Origin of the sequence: Bradyrhizobium sp. 1 (assembly GCF_023073315.1) — a bacterium.
Lineage (GTDB): Bacteria > Pseudomonadota > Alphaproteobacteria > Rhizobiales > Xanthobacteraceae > Bradyrhizobium.
In genome coordinates this window covers 341011-356490 of record NZ_JADPJH010000018.1, presented here as the reverse complement: position 1 = coordinate 356490, position 15480 = coordinate 341011, and the positions used below count along the sequence as shown (strand labels likewise).

Sequence of the window (15480 nt, the reverse complement as noted above, 5' to 3'; positions counted from 1 at the left end):
GGTGGCGCGCGAAGCGCGACGGATGAGGGGTTTTCTCCGTTGGCAAGACTGTTCGCGTGGAGAGAACCCCTCACCCGGCTCGCCGCTTCGCGGCGATCCACCCTCTCCCACAAGGGGCGAGGGTGCACCGTTCGTGCGGCGCGAGCCTCAATCAAAACATCAGATTGTCCTTCACCAGAACCCAGCGGCCGCCCTTGACCTGCTGCACCTGGGTGATGGTGTTGGCGAGGTGGTCGGTCTTGGAGAACTTCGTCGCGGGCGAGGAGAAGATGTCGAGGAATTTCTCACCCGATTCGAGCGCGTCGAGCATCTTCTGTCCCGTGAGCTCCTTGCCCGCCTTGTCAGCGTAGAACGCAAACGTCGTCACCGCGTTGTAGCCGATGATCGCCTGCGTGTTGGCGTCGGTGCCAAACATCTTCTTGTAGTTGATGAGCCAGTCGTGAACCTTGCCCTTGGCGGTGTCCTCATAGGGAATCTCGAAGCCCGAGGCCGCATAGAGACCTTCAACCGCCTCCTTGCCGAGCGCCGGCACTTCCAGCACGTTGGTCGGAGTGGCGCCGAGGAAGGTGACGTCCCAGCCGAGCTTCTTCGCCTCGGTCATCGCGCCGATGGTCTCGCGGATCACGGTGCCGAGCACGACGAGATCGCAGCCGTCGGACTTCATCTTGGCGACCTGCGCGCTGAAGTCGGAGGCGCCGCGCTTGTAGCTCGTCACCGACGCCGGCTGCAGCTTCATGGCCGTCAGCTGCTGGTTGAAGCCGTCGAGCACGTTCTTTCCGTACTCGTCGTCCTGATGCATGATGCAGGGCTTCCCGAAATTCTTCCACTCCACCATGTATTTGAGCGCGGCGCGCGTGCTCTCGACATAGGGCAGCAAATTGTTGAACTTCAGCCGCTCCTGCGGCTTGGCCGGGTCGAACTTGAAGGTGAACTCGGCCGCCGTCAGCGGGAACAGCTGGAGCACGCCGGCATCGAACAGGATGTCCTGCGCGGCGAGCGTCGGCGCCGATCCCATCGAGCCGATCATGACGAAGATCTTGTCGCGCTCGACCATTTTTTGCGAGGCCAGCACGCCCTTCTTCGGATCGTAGCCATTGTCCTCGAGGATCATCCTGATCTTGCGGCCCTGGATGCCGCCGGCGGCGTTGATCTCCTCGACCGCCATCTTCATGCCGTTGGAAACCGGCACGCCCCAGACCTTGATCGGTCCGGACAGATCCTGATGGGTGCCGATGACGATCTCGCTGGCCGAGATGCCCTCATTCGTAACCTTGGTTTGCGCCGCGGCCGGCAGACAGGTGAGCGCGACTGCACTCACAGCAAGGCCGAACGCTCTCAACGATCTCGACATTGACGTCTCCTCTCCTGAAGGCCCGTGTTGTACGAAGGGCGGGGGCCATCGCTCCTTCGCTTTCTCGAAAAGATTATTCACGCCACCGCGCGCTCGCGATACATCGCGTCGATCTCGGCGGCGTACCGCTTGTTCACGAAGCCGCGCTTCAGCTTCATCGTCGGCGTCAGCTCCTCGTCCTCCGGCGTGAGCTGCCGCTCGATCAAATAGAACCGCTTGACGGTTTCGACACGGGCGAAATTGCCGTTGACGCCTTCGATCTCGCGCCAGATCAGGTCCTGGATCTCGGTTGCCCGGCACAGGCTCGCATAATTGGTGAAGGGGATGTCGTGATCCTGCGCGAACTTCTCGACATTCTCCTGGTCGATCATGACGAGGCAGGTCAGATACGGCCGCTTGTCGCCGATGACCACGGCGTCGGAAATGTAGGGTGAGAATTTGAGCTGGTTCTCGATCTCCGAGGGCGTGATGTTCTTGCCGCCGGAGGTGATGATGATGTCCTTCATCCGGTCGGTGATGCGGACAAAACCTTCATTGTCGATGGTGCCTACGTCGCCGGTGTGCAGCCAGCCGCGGTGATCGATGGCCTCCGCGGTCTTCTCGGGCTGGTTCAGATAGCCCATGAACAGGAAGTTGCCCTTGATCAGGATCTCGCCGTCGGGCGACAGCGCGACCTCGCCCCAGGACACGGCGGTACCGACCGAGCCGAGCTTGATCCGCATCGCCGGCATCATGGTCGCGACGCCGCAATTCTCGGTCTGGCCGTAGAGCTCGTGCATGTCGATGCCGAGCGCGAGATACCAGCGGATCAGTTCCGGGGCGATCGGCGCAGCGCCCGTGAAGGCGATTCGGCAGCGGTCGAGCCCGATCATGCGGCGGATGTTGCGGAAGGCGAGCCGGTAGGCGATGCCGTTGGCGAGGCGAAGCGACAGCGGCGGCGTCTTGCCCTCTATCCTGCAATCGACCATGCGGTAGCCGATGTCGATGGCGCGGCGGTAGACCCATTGCTGGAACGGCGTCGCGTCCTTCAACGCGATGGTGATGGCGGAGTAGAATTTTTCCCAGATGCGCGGCACCGCGAGGAAGATGGTCGGCTGCACTTCCCGCAGATTGTCCGGCACCGTCTCCGGGCTTTCGGCAAAATTCATCACCGAGCCGAGCGCGACCGAGATGTAATAGCCACCGATGCGTTCGGCGACGTGGCAGAGCGGCAGGAAGATCAGCCGGTCTTCGTCCTCTTGCGCCGGAATGAAATCGCTGGCGTGCCGCATCTGGTGCGTGACGCTGCGGTTGGCGTGCATCGCGCCCTTGGGCGGGCCCGTCGTGCCCGAAGTGTAGACGAGCACTGCGAGATCATCGGCGCTTCGGCTGTCGATCATCTCCTGCCACAGCGCTTCGCGGTCGACCATGTGATTGCGGCCGAGCGCGCGAAGCTCGTCGAGCGACATCACCATGTCGTCCACGAGGCCGCTGAGGCCTTCCATGTCGAACACGATGATCTTTCGCAGCGAAGGACAGCGGCTGCGGCAGGCAAGGATCTTGTCGAGCTGCTCCTCGTCCTCGGCGAAGATCACTTTCGTCCGGGAATCGTTGACGAGATATTCGACCTGGGACGACGAATCGGTCGGATAGATTCCGGAGGAGACGCCGCCGGCGCACAATATGCCCATATCGGCGTAGACCCATTCGGGCACGGCATTGGCAATGATGGAGACGACGTCGCCGGGCGCGAGGCCGATCGCGCGAAGTGCGTAGGCGATCTCTTTCGAAATCTCCAGCCATTCGCGCCAGCTGGTCGGCTGCCAGATGCCGAATTTCTTCTCGCGAATTGCCGGCCTGTCGCCCCGCGTCTCCGCGGCGCACAAGAAGCTTTTCGCGATCGTGTCAGCGACCGTCAGCACCGCCGGTCGGGCCATGCGCATTCCCTCCTTGTCGCTTTCCCCTCCGCTGCCTGCCTTGCCGGCGGTCTATGTTAGCGGCTGGGCTGGTCCATTTAACGCCAGTTCTTCTTCAACGCCACGATACTTCACCGCCAAGTCTTCTTCTTTACCGCCAAGTCTTCTTCTTTTTCCAGCGCCGCTCGCCTCGCGCGCCTTGTTCCTTGGCGCCAAGGTAGAATTCCTGGATATCCTGGGAATGCATCAAGCGGTCGCAGGTATCGTTCATCACGATCCGGCCGATCTCCAGCACATAGCCGTAATGCGCCGTCTCCAGCGCCACCTTCGCATTCTGCTCGACCAGCAGGATCGACATGCCCTGCTCCTCGTTGACGCGGCGGATGATCGTGAAAATCTCCTTCACCAGGATCGGCGACAAGCCGAGCGAGGGCTCGTCGAGCAGCAACAGCGTCGGCCGGTTCATCAGCGCGCGGCCGATCGCGAGCATCTGCTGCTCGCCGCCGGAGAGCTGCCCGGCCGGCTGGTTGATGCGCTCCTTCAATCGTGGGAAATAGCCGTAGACGCGCTCCAGATCCTCCGCGACGCCGTCGCGGTCCCTGCGCGGATAGGCCCCCATCATCAAATTCTCGCGCACCGAGAGGAACGGGAACACCTCGCGGCCCTCCGGTACATGGCTGAGGCCGAGCCGGACGATCCTGTCCGCCTCCATGCGCTGGATCGGCTTGCCCATGAACTCGATCGCGCCCTTCTGCGGATCGAGAATACCCGAGATCGTCTTCAGCACCGTGGTCTTGCCGGCGCCGTTGGCGCCCAGCAGCGTGACGATGCGGCCGCGCGGCACCTCCAGCGAGATGCCGCGAATCGCCATGATCGGTCCGTAACAGCTCTCGATGTTGGAGAGTTTTAAGATGACATCGGACGTCACGGTCGCATCCATGGCTTACGCTCCCAGATACGCGGCGACGACGTCGGGGTGCTGCTGCACCTCGGCGGGCGAGCCCATCGCAAGAACGCGGCCGTAATTCAGCGCGATGACGCGATCGGAGACGCGGTTCACCAGCGACATGTCGTGCTCGACCATCAGCACGGTGACGCCGAGTTCGCTCTTCATGTCGCGGATCCAGAACGACATGTCGCTGGTCTCCTCGACATTGAGGCCGGATGACGGTTCGTCGAGCAGGATCAACTTTGGCTCCGAGCACAGCGCCCGCGCGAGCTCGATCACCTTGCGCACGCCGTAAGGCAACCCCGAGATCAGCTTGTCGCGATAGGGTTCGAGATCGAGGAATTCGATCACCTGCTCGACGCGGCGGCGATGCACCTTCTCGTTAGCGCGCACGCTCGGCAGGAACAGCAATTCCTGCCAGAGCTGCGTGGTCGAGTGCCGGTGGCGGCCGACCAGGAGATTTGAGAGCACAGTCGCATTCTCGAACAGCTCGATGTTCTGGAAGGTGCGGGCGATGCCGAGCCTGGCGATGTCGTAGGGCGGCTGCTCGGTGATGTCCTGGTCCTCGAAGAAGATGCGGCCCGAGGTCGGCCGGTAGATCCGCGAGATCAAATTGAAGATCGAGCTTTTTCCGGCGCCGTTCGGCCCGATGATCGAGAGGATCTCGCCCTTCTCGACCGCGAACGACACCGCGTCGACGGCCTTGAGGCCCCCGAAATGCAGCGACAAATTCTCGGCGCGAAAATAGCTCACCGGTTGCGCTCCGACTTCACGTAGATCTTCTGCCGCTTGAAGGTGGCGCGCTTGTAAAGCGGGAACAGCTGGAAGAAGAGTTTTATCTTGAGCCAGCGGCCGTAGATGCCAAGGGGCTCGAACAGCACGAACAACATGATGATGATGCCGTAGATCGCTCCTTTCAGGCCGTTGAGCGAGGCAAAGGCCGCGACTTTGGACTGCACATTCCCCGCAGTCGCCGAGCCGGCGCCGAATGTCGCGGCAATGCCGGCAATGATGCCGGGCATGTCGTCCTTCAAGTAGGTCAGGAATGGGTCGATCATCACGATGAAGATCGCGCCCAGCACCGCGCCGTGCAGACTGAAGGTGCCGCCGATCAGGATCACGATGATGAACTCGATCGAGAGCTGCAGCGTGAACATCTCCGGCGAAATGAAGGAGAGCTTGTGCGCGAACAGCACGCCGGCGAAGCCGGTGATCGCCGCCGAGATCGCAAAGGACTTGACCTTGTAGAGCGCGACGTTGATGCCCATGCTGCGCGCCGCGGTCTCGCTGTCGCGGATCGCGACGAAGGCGCGCCCTGTCGGCGAGCGCAACAGATTGAGCGTACCGACGATCGTCAGCACCAGCACGGCCAGACAGAGGAAATAGAAGGTCGGGCTGTCGCGCGAGACCGTGACGCCGAGCAGCGACACCGCCTTGACCCGCATGCCCTCATTACCGTTGGTCACGCTCTCCCAGCGCGCCAGGATCTCCTCGACGATGAAGGCGAAGGAGATGGTGGCGATGACGAGATAGATGCCTTGCAGTCGTAGTGCGGGAAAACCGACCAGCGCACCGATCAGCCCGGTCAGGGCCCCAGCGGCGAGGAAGTAGACCGGAAACGGCACGTTATATTTCTGGAGGTACGCCGCCGTGTAGGCGCCGATCGCGAGAAACGCCGCATGCCCGAGCGAGGCCTGACCGGTGAAGCCGGTGAGGATCAGCAGCGCCACGCCGACGGTCGCGTAGATGCAGACGAAGACGAGCTGGCTCATCAGATAGCTGGACAGCACGTAAGGCGCGATCAGCAGCAGCGCGAGCAGGATGCCGTAGGAGACGAAATAGCCCGAATGCGGAAACAGCCTGATGTCGTCCTCATAGTCGGTCTTGAACAGGAAGCGCATGGCGTTCAGACCTTCTTGCGAACGTGAAGGCCAAACAGGCCTTCGGGCTTGAGCAAGAGCACTGCGAGCAGCACGATGTAGGGCGCGACGTCCTTCCAGCCCTCGGCCAGATAGAACCCGGCCATGCTCTCGATCACCCCGATCAGGACGCCGCCAACCACCGCGCCGGGGATCGAGCCGAAACCGCCGAGCACGGCGGCGGGAAACGCCTTCAGGCCGAGCACGAGACCGACATTGGAGTGGATGAAGGTGATCGGCGCCAGCAGCACGCCGGCGCAGGTCGCGACTGCTGCGCTGATCGCCCAGACGATCGACACCACGCGCTTGACCGGAATGCCCATGTAATAGGCCGCCAGCATGTTCTCGGAACTGGCGCGCATTGCGGTCCCGAGCGCGGTCTTGTTGAAGAACAGCCAGAGCAGCGCGCAGAGGATGACGGTTGCCGCGATCACCGAGAGCTTGTCATGGGCCAGCACCAGCGAGCCGATCCGCAGCACGCCCTGGCTGAACGGCGTGTCGATCTTGAAATCGTCGGTGCCCCAGACCATGCCGGCGACCGAGCGCAGGAAGTAGCCGAGGCCGATCGTGGCCATGATGATCGAGAATTGCGGATAGCCGAGGATCGGCCGCACCACCACGCGTTCCGCCACCATGCCGAACATCGCCATGGCCGCCACCGCAGCGGCAAAGCCGATCCAGTAGTTCAGGCCCATCATGCCGATGAAGGTGAAGGCGAAGAAGCCGCCCAGCATCATCAGATCGCCCTGGGCGAAATTGACGACCTCGGTGGCCTTGTAGACGAGCACGAAGCCGAGCGCGATCAAGCCGTAGACGCAGCCGAGCGCAACACCGCTGACCAGCTGCTGAACGAAATCCAGCATCCTCGCGCATCCTCCCGATACAACCAGCGGTTCTTCGTGACCGCCTTGCCGCATCTTGTGTCCAGTCGCTACGCGGTCGTTTCGCCGCGTTAGCTCCATTTGTCCCGGCGCCAATTCAGCCTGAACCGTCAAGCGCTGTCAACAAACGGTGACTTGCCTTTGGTCGGTCCCGGATGCCGGAATTTGCGGCAGCGCGATTCACGGTGCCGAAACATCTTCGGGGCATGGTCGCGAGCGATGCAAAACCGCAAGGTGTGGCCGTCATGAAGCCGGACAACTCGGCACTCGAAGTCCGAGGGTTAACGAAGCGTTTTGACCGTTTGGCGGTCGATAGCCTCGATCTCACCATTCACGCCGGCGAATTCTATGCGCTGGTCGGCCCCAACGGCGCCGGCAAGACCACCACTTTGCGCATGGTTGCGGGGCTGTTGCGGCCTGATGCCGGCGCGGTCTCGATCTTCGGCATCGATGCGCTCCAAGATCCCGTTGCCGCCAAGCAGGTGATGGCGTGGGTCTCCGACGAGCCCATGATCTATGACAAGCTCACCCCGCTCGAATATCTCGAATTCGTCGCCGGCCTCTGGGGCATTGCGCCAACCGTCTCGGAGCCGGTCGCGCAGGAACTTCTGAATTCGCTCGGGCTCGAGCCGCACCGGCACGAGCGCTGCGAGGGATTTTCGAAGGGCATGCGCCAGAAGGTCGCTCTCGCCGGCGCACTGGTGCACGATCCCCGCCTCATCATCCTCGACGAACCGCTGACGGGCCTCGACGCCGTTTCCGCCCGCCACGTGAAGGGATTGCTGAGCGATCGCGTCCGCGCCGGCTGCACCGTCATCATGACCACGCATATTCTGGAGGTGGCCGAACGCATGGCCGACCGCATCGGCGTGATCGCCTCGGGCCGCCTTGTTGCCGAAGGCACGCTGACCGAACTGCGCCAGCAGAACGGTCATGCCGACACCAGCCTGGAAGATCTCTTCATCGCGCTGGTGACGCTCCAGGAAGCCGCATGACCTCGGCGACCGCGCTCTCATGGTTCGCGCGCCACGAGCTTCGGCTCGCCTGGCGGGAATGGTTCGCCATGATGACCGGCGGACGGCGCAAGCGAGCGCGCGTCGCAATGATCGGCCTGCTGTTCTTCGCAGCGCTGCTGCACGTGCCGGCCTGGGCGGTGATCGGCCGCTTCGCCGATCTGCAACTGCCGCTCGACAAATCCTCGCTGATCGTGATCTCGGCGACGATCTTTCTCGCCTGGACCTTGATGCTGTCGCAGGCAATCGAATCGGTGACGCGGGTGTTTTACGCCCGCGCCGATCTCGACCTGATCATGTCCTCGCCGGCGCGGCTCGCCAATCTGTTCTCGGTCCGCATTGCCGCGATCGCGCTCACCGTCACGGTGATGGCGCTGCTGTTCTCGACGCCCTTCATTGACGTGCTGGTGATCGGCGGCGGGCCACGCTGGCTTGCGGCGTTCGGCGTCGTCGTCGCAATGGGCCTCTCGGCCGCGGCGGTCGCGATTGCGGTCACCATCCTGCTGTTCCGCCTGATCGGCCCGGCGCGGACACGCTTCGTCGCCCAGATCCTCGCCGCCATCATCGGCGCGGGTTTTGTGATCGCGCTCCAGGTCGCCGCGATCATGTCCTACGGCACACTGTCGCGCATCACCATCCTGACCTCCGGCACCTTTGCCGAACATGCTCCTGACGTCGACAGCATCTGGTGGTGGCCGGCGCGGGCGACGATGGGCGACAGCGAAGCGCTGTTGCTCCTCCTCGCCCTCGGACTCGTGCTGCTCGGCAGCGTGATGGCGATGTTCTCCGGCCGTTTTGCCGACACCGCGATCGATGCCGCCGCCTACGGCAAATCCGGCAGCAAGCGCGCGAAGGAGCGCCCGTTCCGTGGCGGGTCGCGGCAACAGGCGCTACGGCGCAAGGAGTTCATGTTGCTGTGGCGCGATCCCTGGCTGATCTCGCAGACGCTGATGCAGCTGCTCTATCTGGTGCCGCCGGCGCTGCTGCTCTGGCGCAGCTTTGCCGACAGTTCCGCGGCGCTGACACTGATCACGCCCGTCATCGTGATGGCCGCGGGACAGCTTGCCGGCGGGCTCGCCTGGCTGACGATCTCGGGCGAGGACGCGCCCGATCTGGTCGCGACCGCGCCACTCACGCCGTCCGGGATCATCCGCGCCAAGATCGAGGTGGTGCTGATCGCGATCGCCGCCATCTTCTGCCCGCTGATCGCGGCGCTCGCCTTCGCCTCGCCGTTCCAGGCCGCGGTGAGCGCCGGTGCTGTGATCATCAGCGCGGCCTCCGCGACCGCGATCCAGCTCTGGTTCCGGGTGCAGGCCCGTCGCAGCCAGTTCCGGCGTCGCCAGACTTCGTCGCGGCTTGCGACCTTTGCCGAAGCCTTCTCGTCGATCGGCTGGGCCGCCAGCGCAGCGCTGCTGCTGGCCCTCCCGATCGCCGGTCTCATCAGCAGTCTGATTACAGCGGCCCTCGTTGCGATCACCTGGAAATTCAGCCCGCGGCGGGAATGAGGCGCCTCGCCTCGGCTTGCTCTGCTTGAAAGTAAGGCTGGATTGCCTTACTTATCGAGGATCTCAAGGATTGAGGATCCCCCATGGGTACGCTCACCGTCACGGCAAAGGGGCAGGTTACGCTGCGCAAAGACCTCCTGGAGCACCTCGGTGTGCATCCAGGCGACAAGATCTCGATAGAGAAGCTCCCCGGAGGGCGAGTTGAGGTGAAAGCAGCTCAGCCCACCGGAAAGATTTCGGACGCCTTCGGCTTCCTAAAGGGAAAAACGAACGGTCAATCGCTGTCTATCGAAGAAATGAATGAGATCATTGCTGACGGCTGGGCCGGCAAGCGATGAAGATAACACCCGACACCAACGTCCTGGTACGGGTTCTGGTCGGGGACGATGCCGAACAGAGCAAGGCGGCGGAATCCGTTCTCAAGAAGGCAGAGGTAGTCGCCATCTCGATCTCCGCATTGTGCGAATTGGTCTGGGTCCTCTCGCGAGGCTACAAAACTTCCGCTGTGAATATCGCGGCTTCGATCCGGCACTTGATCAATGCCTCCAATGCGGCCGTCGACCGGCCAACGGCCGAAGCAGGATTGGCGCTTCTCGATGCCGGGGGCGATTTCGCCGATGGCGTTATCGCCCACGAAGGCAACTGGCTTGGGGCCGATACCTTTGTGTCCTTCGACAAGAAGGCCGTGAAACTGATCGAGGCAAGCGGCGGATTGGCGCGGCTGGCCGGCACCACATGACGCGAGGATAATTCGTAGATACACTCCGCAGATCGTCCATGAGCGGCGGACTGTTCTGCATGTTTCGAACATTGCTGACGGCTTTTGCATTTTTCGGTTGGCTGCTGACACCTGCCCTTGCGGAGCAGCCGCAGCGCAGCGAATGCCTGGCAATGGCGAATGCAGCGCCCCGCGCCATGCCAGTGGCATACCGGCAAGCGGCAGCGGCGGCCGAAGTCCAGATCACCTATGCCGGCCATTCCACCTATTTTATCGACACGCCCGGGGGCTTGCGCATCGCGACCGACTATAGCGGCGCCTACCAGGTGGGACGGCTGCCTGACGTCGCCACCATGAACCGGGCCCACAGCACGCACTACTCTCTATTTCCCGACAAACGCATTCCCCATGTGCTGCATGGCTGGGGCGAGGACGGCAAGCCTGCCATCGTGTCGGAGCGCATCGGCGATACCTTCATCCGCAACGTCACGACCGACATCCGCCGTTATTTCGGCGACGATTCCGGCACCGACATGATCCGCGACGGCAATTCGATCTTCATCTTTGAGGTCGCAGGCCTCTGCATCGGCCATCTCGGCCATCTCCACCACAAGCTCGACGACAGCCACTTTGCCCAGATCGGGCGGCTCGACATCGTCATGGTGCCGATCGATGGCACCTACACCATGTCGCTCGACGGTGTCTCCGAGATCACCAAGCGGCTGCGCGCTTCGGTGGTGCTGCCGATGCACCGCTTCGCCACTCCGCTCGACGAATTCATGCGGCTCATCGGCCAGCAGTTCGAGATCGACCGGCGTAGCGAGCGCTCGTTCCGGATGTCGCGGGACGCGTTGCCGACGAAGCCAACGGTGATCATCCTCGACGGCGTCTGACGCGCAATTTTCTCCAAGTCGGCTGCCTTTCGTTCGTGCTGATCTCCTCGCAACAGGAGATCGAGATGACTGACTTTGCGAGATTATTGCACGCGGACGGACCGAACCCCGAGCACGCGGCGGCGCTCCAGCTTTACGGCCGCTTTGTTGGCGACTGGGATGCCGAGATCACCGCGCACGGCCCCGACGGGACGAAACACACCGTATCAGGCGAAATCCATTTCGGCTGGGTGCTGGAGGGACGCGCCGTGCAGGACGTCTGGATCATCCCCCGGCCCGCAGGCAGCCTGGCCTTTCCGATCGCCGGCAATTGGTACGGCACGACGTTGCGGGTCTACGACCCTACGATTTCCGCGTGGCGGATTTCCTGGTTCGATCCCGGCCGTAGCGTGTTCCGCCAACAGATCGGCCGCCCGCGTGGCGAGGACATCGTGCAGGAAGGCACGACCGAGGCCGGAGAGCTCACGCGCTGGAGTTTTACCGAGCTTACAGGCGAGTCGTTCCATTGGCTCGGCGAGGTCAAGCCCGCTACGGCGCCGGATTGGCGGCTTGTGGTCGATGTGAGGGCGAAGCGGCGCAAGGCCTGAGGGCAGCATCCGCTGTGCTCGCGGTGACGGGCGCGGTTGCGCGTCGCGCGCTGCTGCGTGCAAGGACGAGGTGCTAGGCTCCCACTACAAAAATATAGAGGGAGCAAACGCCGATGGCTGCAAGCAGTCTGCCCGCCAATACGAGCGGGCTATTCGTCGAGCCGCGCGAGGACTGGCTTGCGCAATATCAGGAGGAGGTCATCGATCCGGCGCGGCCGATCGTCGATCCCCATCACCATCTCTGGAATCGCGGGCACCGCTACCTGATTGAGGAGATGGCGGCCGATATCGCTTCCGGCCACAACATCATCGCCACCGTCTATGTCGACTGCCGCTCGATGTATCGCGCGCACGGGCCTGAGGCGTTCCGGCCCGTCGGCGAGGTCGAGTTCGCCAACGGCGTCGCCGCGATGAGCGCAAGCGGCGGTTACGGCAAGGCTGCGATCTGCGCCGGCATCGTCAGCCACGCCAATCTGCTGCTGGGCGATGCGGCGAAGCCAGTGCTTGAGGCCGAGATCGGGGCCGGCAACGGCCGCTTCCGCGGCATCCGGCATTCCTCGGCCTGGGACCAGGATCCCGCCGTCGCCGGCATGTATGCGAACCGGCCGAAGGACCTGTTGCGGGACCCGACCTTCCGCAAAGGCTTTGCCTGCCTCGCGCCGCTGAACCTCAGCTTCGACGCCTGGCTATTTCATCCGCAGATCGGCGAACTGACCGAACTCGCGCGCGCCTTCCCCGACACCAAAATCGTGCTCGACCATTGCGGCGGCCCGGCCGGCGTCGGCCGCTTTGCCGGACGACGCGAAGAAGTGTTTCCGCAATGGCGCGCGTCGATCCAGGAGATCGCGAAATGCGAGAACGTGGTGGTGAAGCTCGGCGGCCTCGCGATGTGCCTGCTCGGCTATGACTTCCACCTGCGCGAGAGGCCCCCGTCCTCCGAGGAGCTTGCCGCGGCGTGGCGGCCCTATGTCGAGACCTGCATCGAAGCGTTCGGGGTGAAGCGCGCGATGTTCGAGAGCAATTTCCCACCGGACAAGGGCCAATGCAGCTACCAGGTGATCTTCAACGCCTTCAAGCGCATCGCGGCGCCCCTGAGCGAGACCGAGAAGACGGCGCTGTTCTCGCAGACTGCGACCGAATTCTACCGGCTCGATCTGCCGTCCTGACAAGAAGAGGGGCCGGGATGTTGATCCCGACCCCTCTTCGTCGTGGCCGCTGGGAAGCGTTCTTGAAACCTGTAAACGACTAGCCGGCGCCCAGCAGTGAGGCCGGACGGCGCTCGCCGGCGGGGACGAACATCCGCTTGAGCTTGTTGACGACACGGATCATGAAGCCGATTACGGCAGGATTGGTCTTGCGGCAGAAGGCGATCTTCTTGACGTGGCCTTCGACATGCCATTTGGCGTGCGCGCCGTCGCGGAAGAAGATGACGTCGCCGGGGCCGTAGCGCTTCGGCGGCATGCCGTCGCTTTCGAGCACGATCGATCCTTCCATGATCATGATCGTCTCGTCGATGTCGTAGTACCAGTTGAAGCGGCCTTCGGTGCACTGCCAGATGATGGTCGAGGCTGTGCCGTCGGAGCTGGTGGACAGGATGTGCGAGCGCGACACCGGGTTGCCCTCGATGATCCAGGACGGCTCGATCGGCCGCAGCTCGAGGTCCACATTGCAACTAGCGATTTCAATCAATGCGCGCGACATCTACTTCCCCAGGGGATATAATATAACTGGTCGGGTCTTGGCCCGAATTGTTTCGAAAGATGTTGGAACGCTAGTAGCCGGTTTTTAATTCTTTCTTACGCAGGCCCCGACAATCAGCCGGAAGTTGCAGGTGCGAAGCGGTTAACGTCACGATTCCCCTGCGAATTCGCGCACATGAACCCTTCTTTTGCGGGGTGCGACAAATTGCGCGGACTTGACTATTGAAGGAGCCAGACCGATGCCCCTCACCCCAGAGGTTCTGACAGCCCAAGGCGAGGTGGTCGCCTGGCTCGGCAGCCTCGATGTCACCTTCGCAGCCGACGAGGAGCGCTGGTTCACCATCGACGGCGTCGATAGCCCTCGGCAGATCGGCAGTGACCGCTCCGGCGGCGCCTTCGTGCTGCTGCCGTCGCGGAATGTGCTCTACGTCTCATCGGAGGGCCGCGCCGGGATTATCGCGGAGAGTTTCGAGGCGTTCGTCCAGCTCGTCGTTGCCCACCCGTACTGGCTCGACATCCTCAAATTCTCCACCGGCGGCGATCTCCAGGAGATGCGGCGCGCGGCGAATGCGCTGGAGGCGACACTCGACGACGAGGACGACATCAACGAGGCTCGCGAGGAAATCCGTGGCAGACTTGACCTGCCCGAGGCAGGCGATCCAGTCGGCGCGCTCTACGACGCCGTGGCCGCTTCCGACGCCATCGTCCGGGCCACCGACGGCAGCCCGTTCACGACGCTGTTCAACCGCTTCAGCATCGACAACCACCCGATGCTGCGCAACGCGGCGGCGTGAGGCGAAATCCTACTTCGCCCACTCGCCCTTGCGGAACACCGGCACCTTGCTGCCGTCAGCCATGATGCCGTCGATGTCGGTCTCGGCCGAGCCGATCATCCAGTCGATATGGATCAGGCTCTGGTTGCCGCCTTGCGCCGCGATTTGCTGCGGCGTGAGCTGCGCGCCGTTGACGAAGCACTTCGAGTAGCACTGGCCAAGCGCAATGTGAGACGCCGCGTTCTCGTCGAACAGCGTGTTGTAGAACAGCAGCCCGCTCTGCGAGATCGGCGAGGAATGCGGCACCAGCGCCACTTCGCCGAGCCGACGCGCGCCCTCGTCGGTGTCGAGTACCTTGTTCAGGACCTCCGCGCCGCGAGAGGCTTTTGCGTCGACGATCTTGCCGTCCTCGAAGCGCACCGCGATGTTGTCGATCAGCGTGCCCTGGTACGACAGCGGCTTCGAGCTCACGACATGGCCGTAGACGCGGCGGCAATGCGGCGTGGTGAACACTTCTTCGGTCGGGATGTTGGCGTTGCAGCTGATGCCGTTCTTGGCCAGCGAGGCGCCGCCCTCCCACTCGTGACCGTCGGCAAGCCCGATGGTGAGGTCGGTCCCCGGTCCCGAGTACTGGAGCGCGCGGAAACGCTGGCCGTTGAGCCAGTTGGTACGCTCGCGCAGCACCGCATTGTGGCTTGCCCAATTGGCCGGCGCGTCCTCGCGATCGACGCGGGACGCGGCGAAGATCGCGTCCGCGAGCTTGCCAATCGCAATGTCTTCGGAATCGTTGGGAAACACCAACTTGGCCCACGCTGCGCTCGGATAGGCAATGATGTTCCAGTTGGTGTCGAAATTGACAATCTTTTCCAACGCCGGCTGATAGGCAATGGAATTGGCCTTGCTGGCGCGCGCGACCTTGGAAGCATCTTCGCCCGACAACAGCATCGGATTGTCGCCGACAATCGCGAGCCGCGCGGTGTTGTCCGAAAATGCCTTGGCCATGCCCTCGTAGAGCCAGTTGGCGGCGCGATCGAAACTGTTGTCGTGGCCGTGGCGGTAGCGCGCCAGCGTCATCTCCTCGTCCGAGAGGATCGGCGTCACGATGCCGGCGCCGGCCTTGTAGGCATGCGCAGCGATCCGCCGCACCAGCGGCAATGCGATCGCTGGCGCCGTCAGAAGAAGGTCCTGTCCCGGCCGCAAGCCCAGTCCCACCTTCACCGCCACTTCGGCCAACCGGTCGAGCTTCACGGGATCGATGGAAGTGGCGGTGATGCGTTGATCGGTCATGCCGGGTCC

The 15480-nt window shown here is 63.1% G+C and carries 16 protein-coding genes; 8 read left to right on the top strand and 8 right to left on the bottom strand.

Going from position 1 to position 15480, the window contains the following annotated elements; all coding sequences use genetic code 11:
* Positions 1 to 151: 151 nt before the first annotated feature.
* The 6 genes from IVB29_RS14135 to IVB29_RS14110 all read right to left on the bottom strand — a co-directional run bounded on the left by IVB29_RS14135 (position 152) and on the right by IVB29_RS14110 (position 6977).
* Positions 152 to 1351 carry an ABC transporter substrate-binding protein gene (locus IVB29_RS14135; RefSeq protein ID WP_247503972.1) on the bottom strand — a complete coding sequence of 400 codons (1200 nt, stop codon included), beginning with the start codon at positions 1349 to 1351 and terminating at the stop codon, positions 152 to 154.
* A 77-nt stretch (positions 1352 to 1428) separates the two neighbouring features.
* Positions 1429 to 3267, bottom strand: coding sequence for an AMP-dependent synthetase/ligase (locus IVB29_RS14130; protein ID WP_247503971.1), 1839 nt, complete (start codon positions 3265 to 3267; stop codon positions 1429 to 1431).
* 130 nt (positions 3268 to 3397) lie between these two features.
* A complete protein-coding gene (locus tag IVB29_RS14125; protein ID WP_247503970.1) occupies positions 3398 to 4186 on the bottom strand; it encodes an ABC transporter ATP-binding protein in 789 nt (262 codons plus the stop codon).
* 3 nt (positions 4187 to 4189) lie between these two features.
* Complete coding sequence (locus IVB29_RS14120; RefSeq protein ID WP_247503969.1) at positions 4190 to 4948, bottom strand: ABC transporter ATP-binding protein; 759 nt, start codon at positions 4946 to 4948, stop codon at positions 4190 to 4192.
* Positions 4945 to 6096 (bottom strand): branched-chain amino acid ABC transporter permease, encoded by a 1152-nt coding sequence (locus tag IVB29_RS14115; RefSeq protein WP_247503968.1) that lies wholly within the window; start codon positions 6094 to 6096, stop codon positions 4945 to 4947. The genes IVB29_RS14120 and IVB29_RS14115 overlap by 4 nt, the downstream gene beginning before the upstream one ends.
* 5 nt (positions 6097 to 6101) lie before the next feature.
* Positions 6102 to 6977 carry a branched-chain amino acid ABC transporter permease gene (locus tag IVB29_RS14110; RefSeq protein WP_247503967.1) on the bottom strand — a complete coding sequence of 292 codons (876 nt, stop codon included), beginning with the start codon at positions 6975 to 6977 and terminating at the stop codon, positions 6102 to 6104.
* Between the two features lie 263 nt (positions 6978 to 7240).
* Between IVB29_RS14110 and IVB29_RS14105 the strand changes: the two genes are divergently transcribed.
* The 7 genes from IVB29_RS14105 to IVB29_RS14075 all read left to right on the top strand — a co-directional run bounded on the left by IVB29_RS14105 (position 7241) and on the right by IVB29_RS14075 (position 12877).
* Entirely contained in the window at positions 7241 to 7990 is a 750-nt protein-coding gene (locus IVB29_RS14105; protein ID WP_247503966.1) for an ABC transporter ATP-binding protein, read from the top strand.
* A complete protein-coding gene (locus tag IVB29_RS14100) occupies positions 7987 to 9513 on the top strand; it encodes a permease (RefSeq protein WP_247503965.1) in 1527 nt (508 codons plus the stop codon). Before IVB29_RS14105 ends, IVB29_RS14100 begins: the two co-directional genes overlap by 4 nt.
* 83 nt (positions 9514 to 9596) lie before the next feature.
* A complete protein-coding gene (locus IVB29_RS14095) occupies positions 9597 to 9851 on the top strand; it encodes an AbrB/MazE/SpoVT family DNA-binding domain-containing protein (RefSeq protein ID WP_247503964.1) in 255 nt (84 codons plus the stop codon).
* On the top strand, positions 9848 to 10252 hold the full coding sequence (locus tag IVB29_RS14090) for a type II toxin-antitoxin system VapC family toxin (protein WP_247503963.1): 405 nt from the start codon (positions 9848 to 9850) through the stop codon (positions 10250 to 10252). Before IVB29_RS14095 ends, IVB29_RS14090 begins: the two co-directional genes overlap by 4 nt.
* A 59-nt stretch (positions 10253 to 10311) precedes the next feature.
* Positions 10312 to 11124 (top strand): MBL fold metallo-hydrolase, encoded by an 813-nt coding sequence (locus tag IVB29_RS14085; RefSeq protein ID WP_247504312.1) that lies wholly within the window; start codon positions 10312 to 10314, stop codon positions 11122 to 11124.
* 65 nt (positions 11125 to 11189) lie between these two features.
* Entirely contained in the window at positions 11190 to 11711 is a 522-nt protein-coding gene (locus IVB29_RS14080) for a hypothetical protein (RefSeq protein WP_247503962.1), read from the top strand.
* 113 nt (positions 11712 to 11824) lie between these two features.
* Complete coding sequence (locus IVB29_RS14075) at positions 11825 to 12877, top strand: amidohydrolase family protein (RefSeq protein ID WP_247503961.1); 1053 nt, start codon at positions 11825 to 11827, stop codon at positions 12875 to 12877.
* Between the two features lie 79 nt (positions 12878 to 12956).
* On the opposite strand, the gene IVB29_RS14070 is transcribed toward IVB29_RS14075, so the two are convergent.
* Positions 12957 to 13412 (bottom strand): cupin domain-containing protein, encoded by a 456-nt coding sequence (locus tag IVB29_RS14070; RefSeq protein WP_247503960.1) that lies wholly within the window; start codon positions 13410 to 13412, stop codon positions 12957 to 12959.
* Between the two features lie 238 nt (positions 13413 to 13650).
* On the opposite strand from IVB29_RS14070, the gene IVB29_RS14065 reads away from it, so the two are divergent.
* The gene (locus tag IVB29_RS14065; protein ID WP_247503959.1) at positions 13651 to 14205 is read left to right on the top strand and encodes a hypothetical protein; all 555 of its coding nucleotides are present in this window, start codon (positions 13651 to 13653) and stop codon (positions 14203 to 14205) included.
* 9 nt (positions 14206 to 14214) lie between these two features.
* On the opposite strand, the gene IVB29_RS14060 is transcribed toward IVB29_RS14065, so the two are convergent.
* Positions 14215 to 15471, bottom strand: coding sequence for an aminopeptidase (locus tag IVB29_RS14060; RefSeq protein ID WP_247503958.1), 1257 nt, complete (start codon positions 15469 to 15471; stop codon positions 14215 to 14217).
* Between the last annotated feature and the right edge of the window lie 9 nt (positions 15472 to 15480).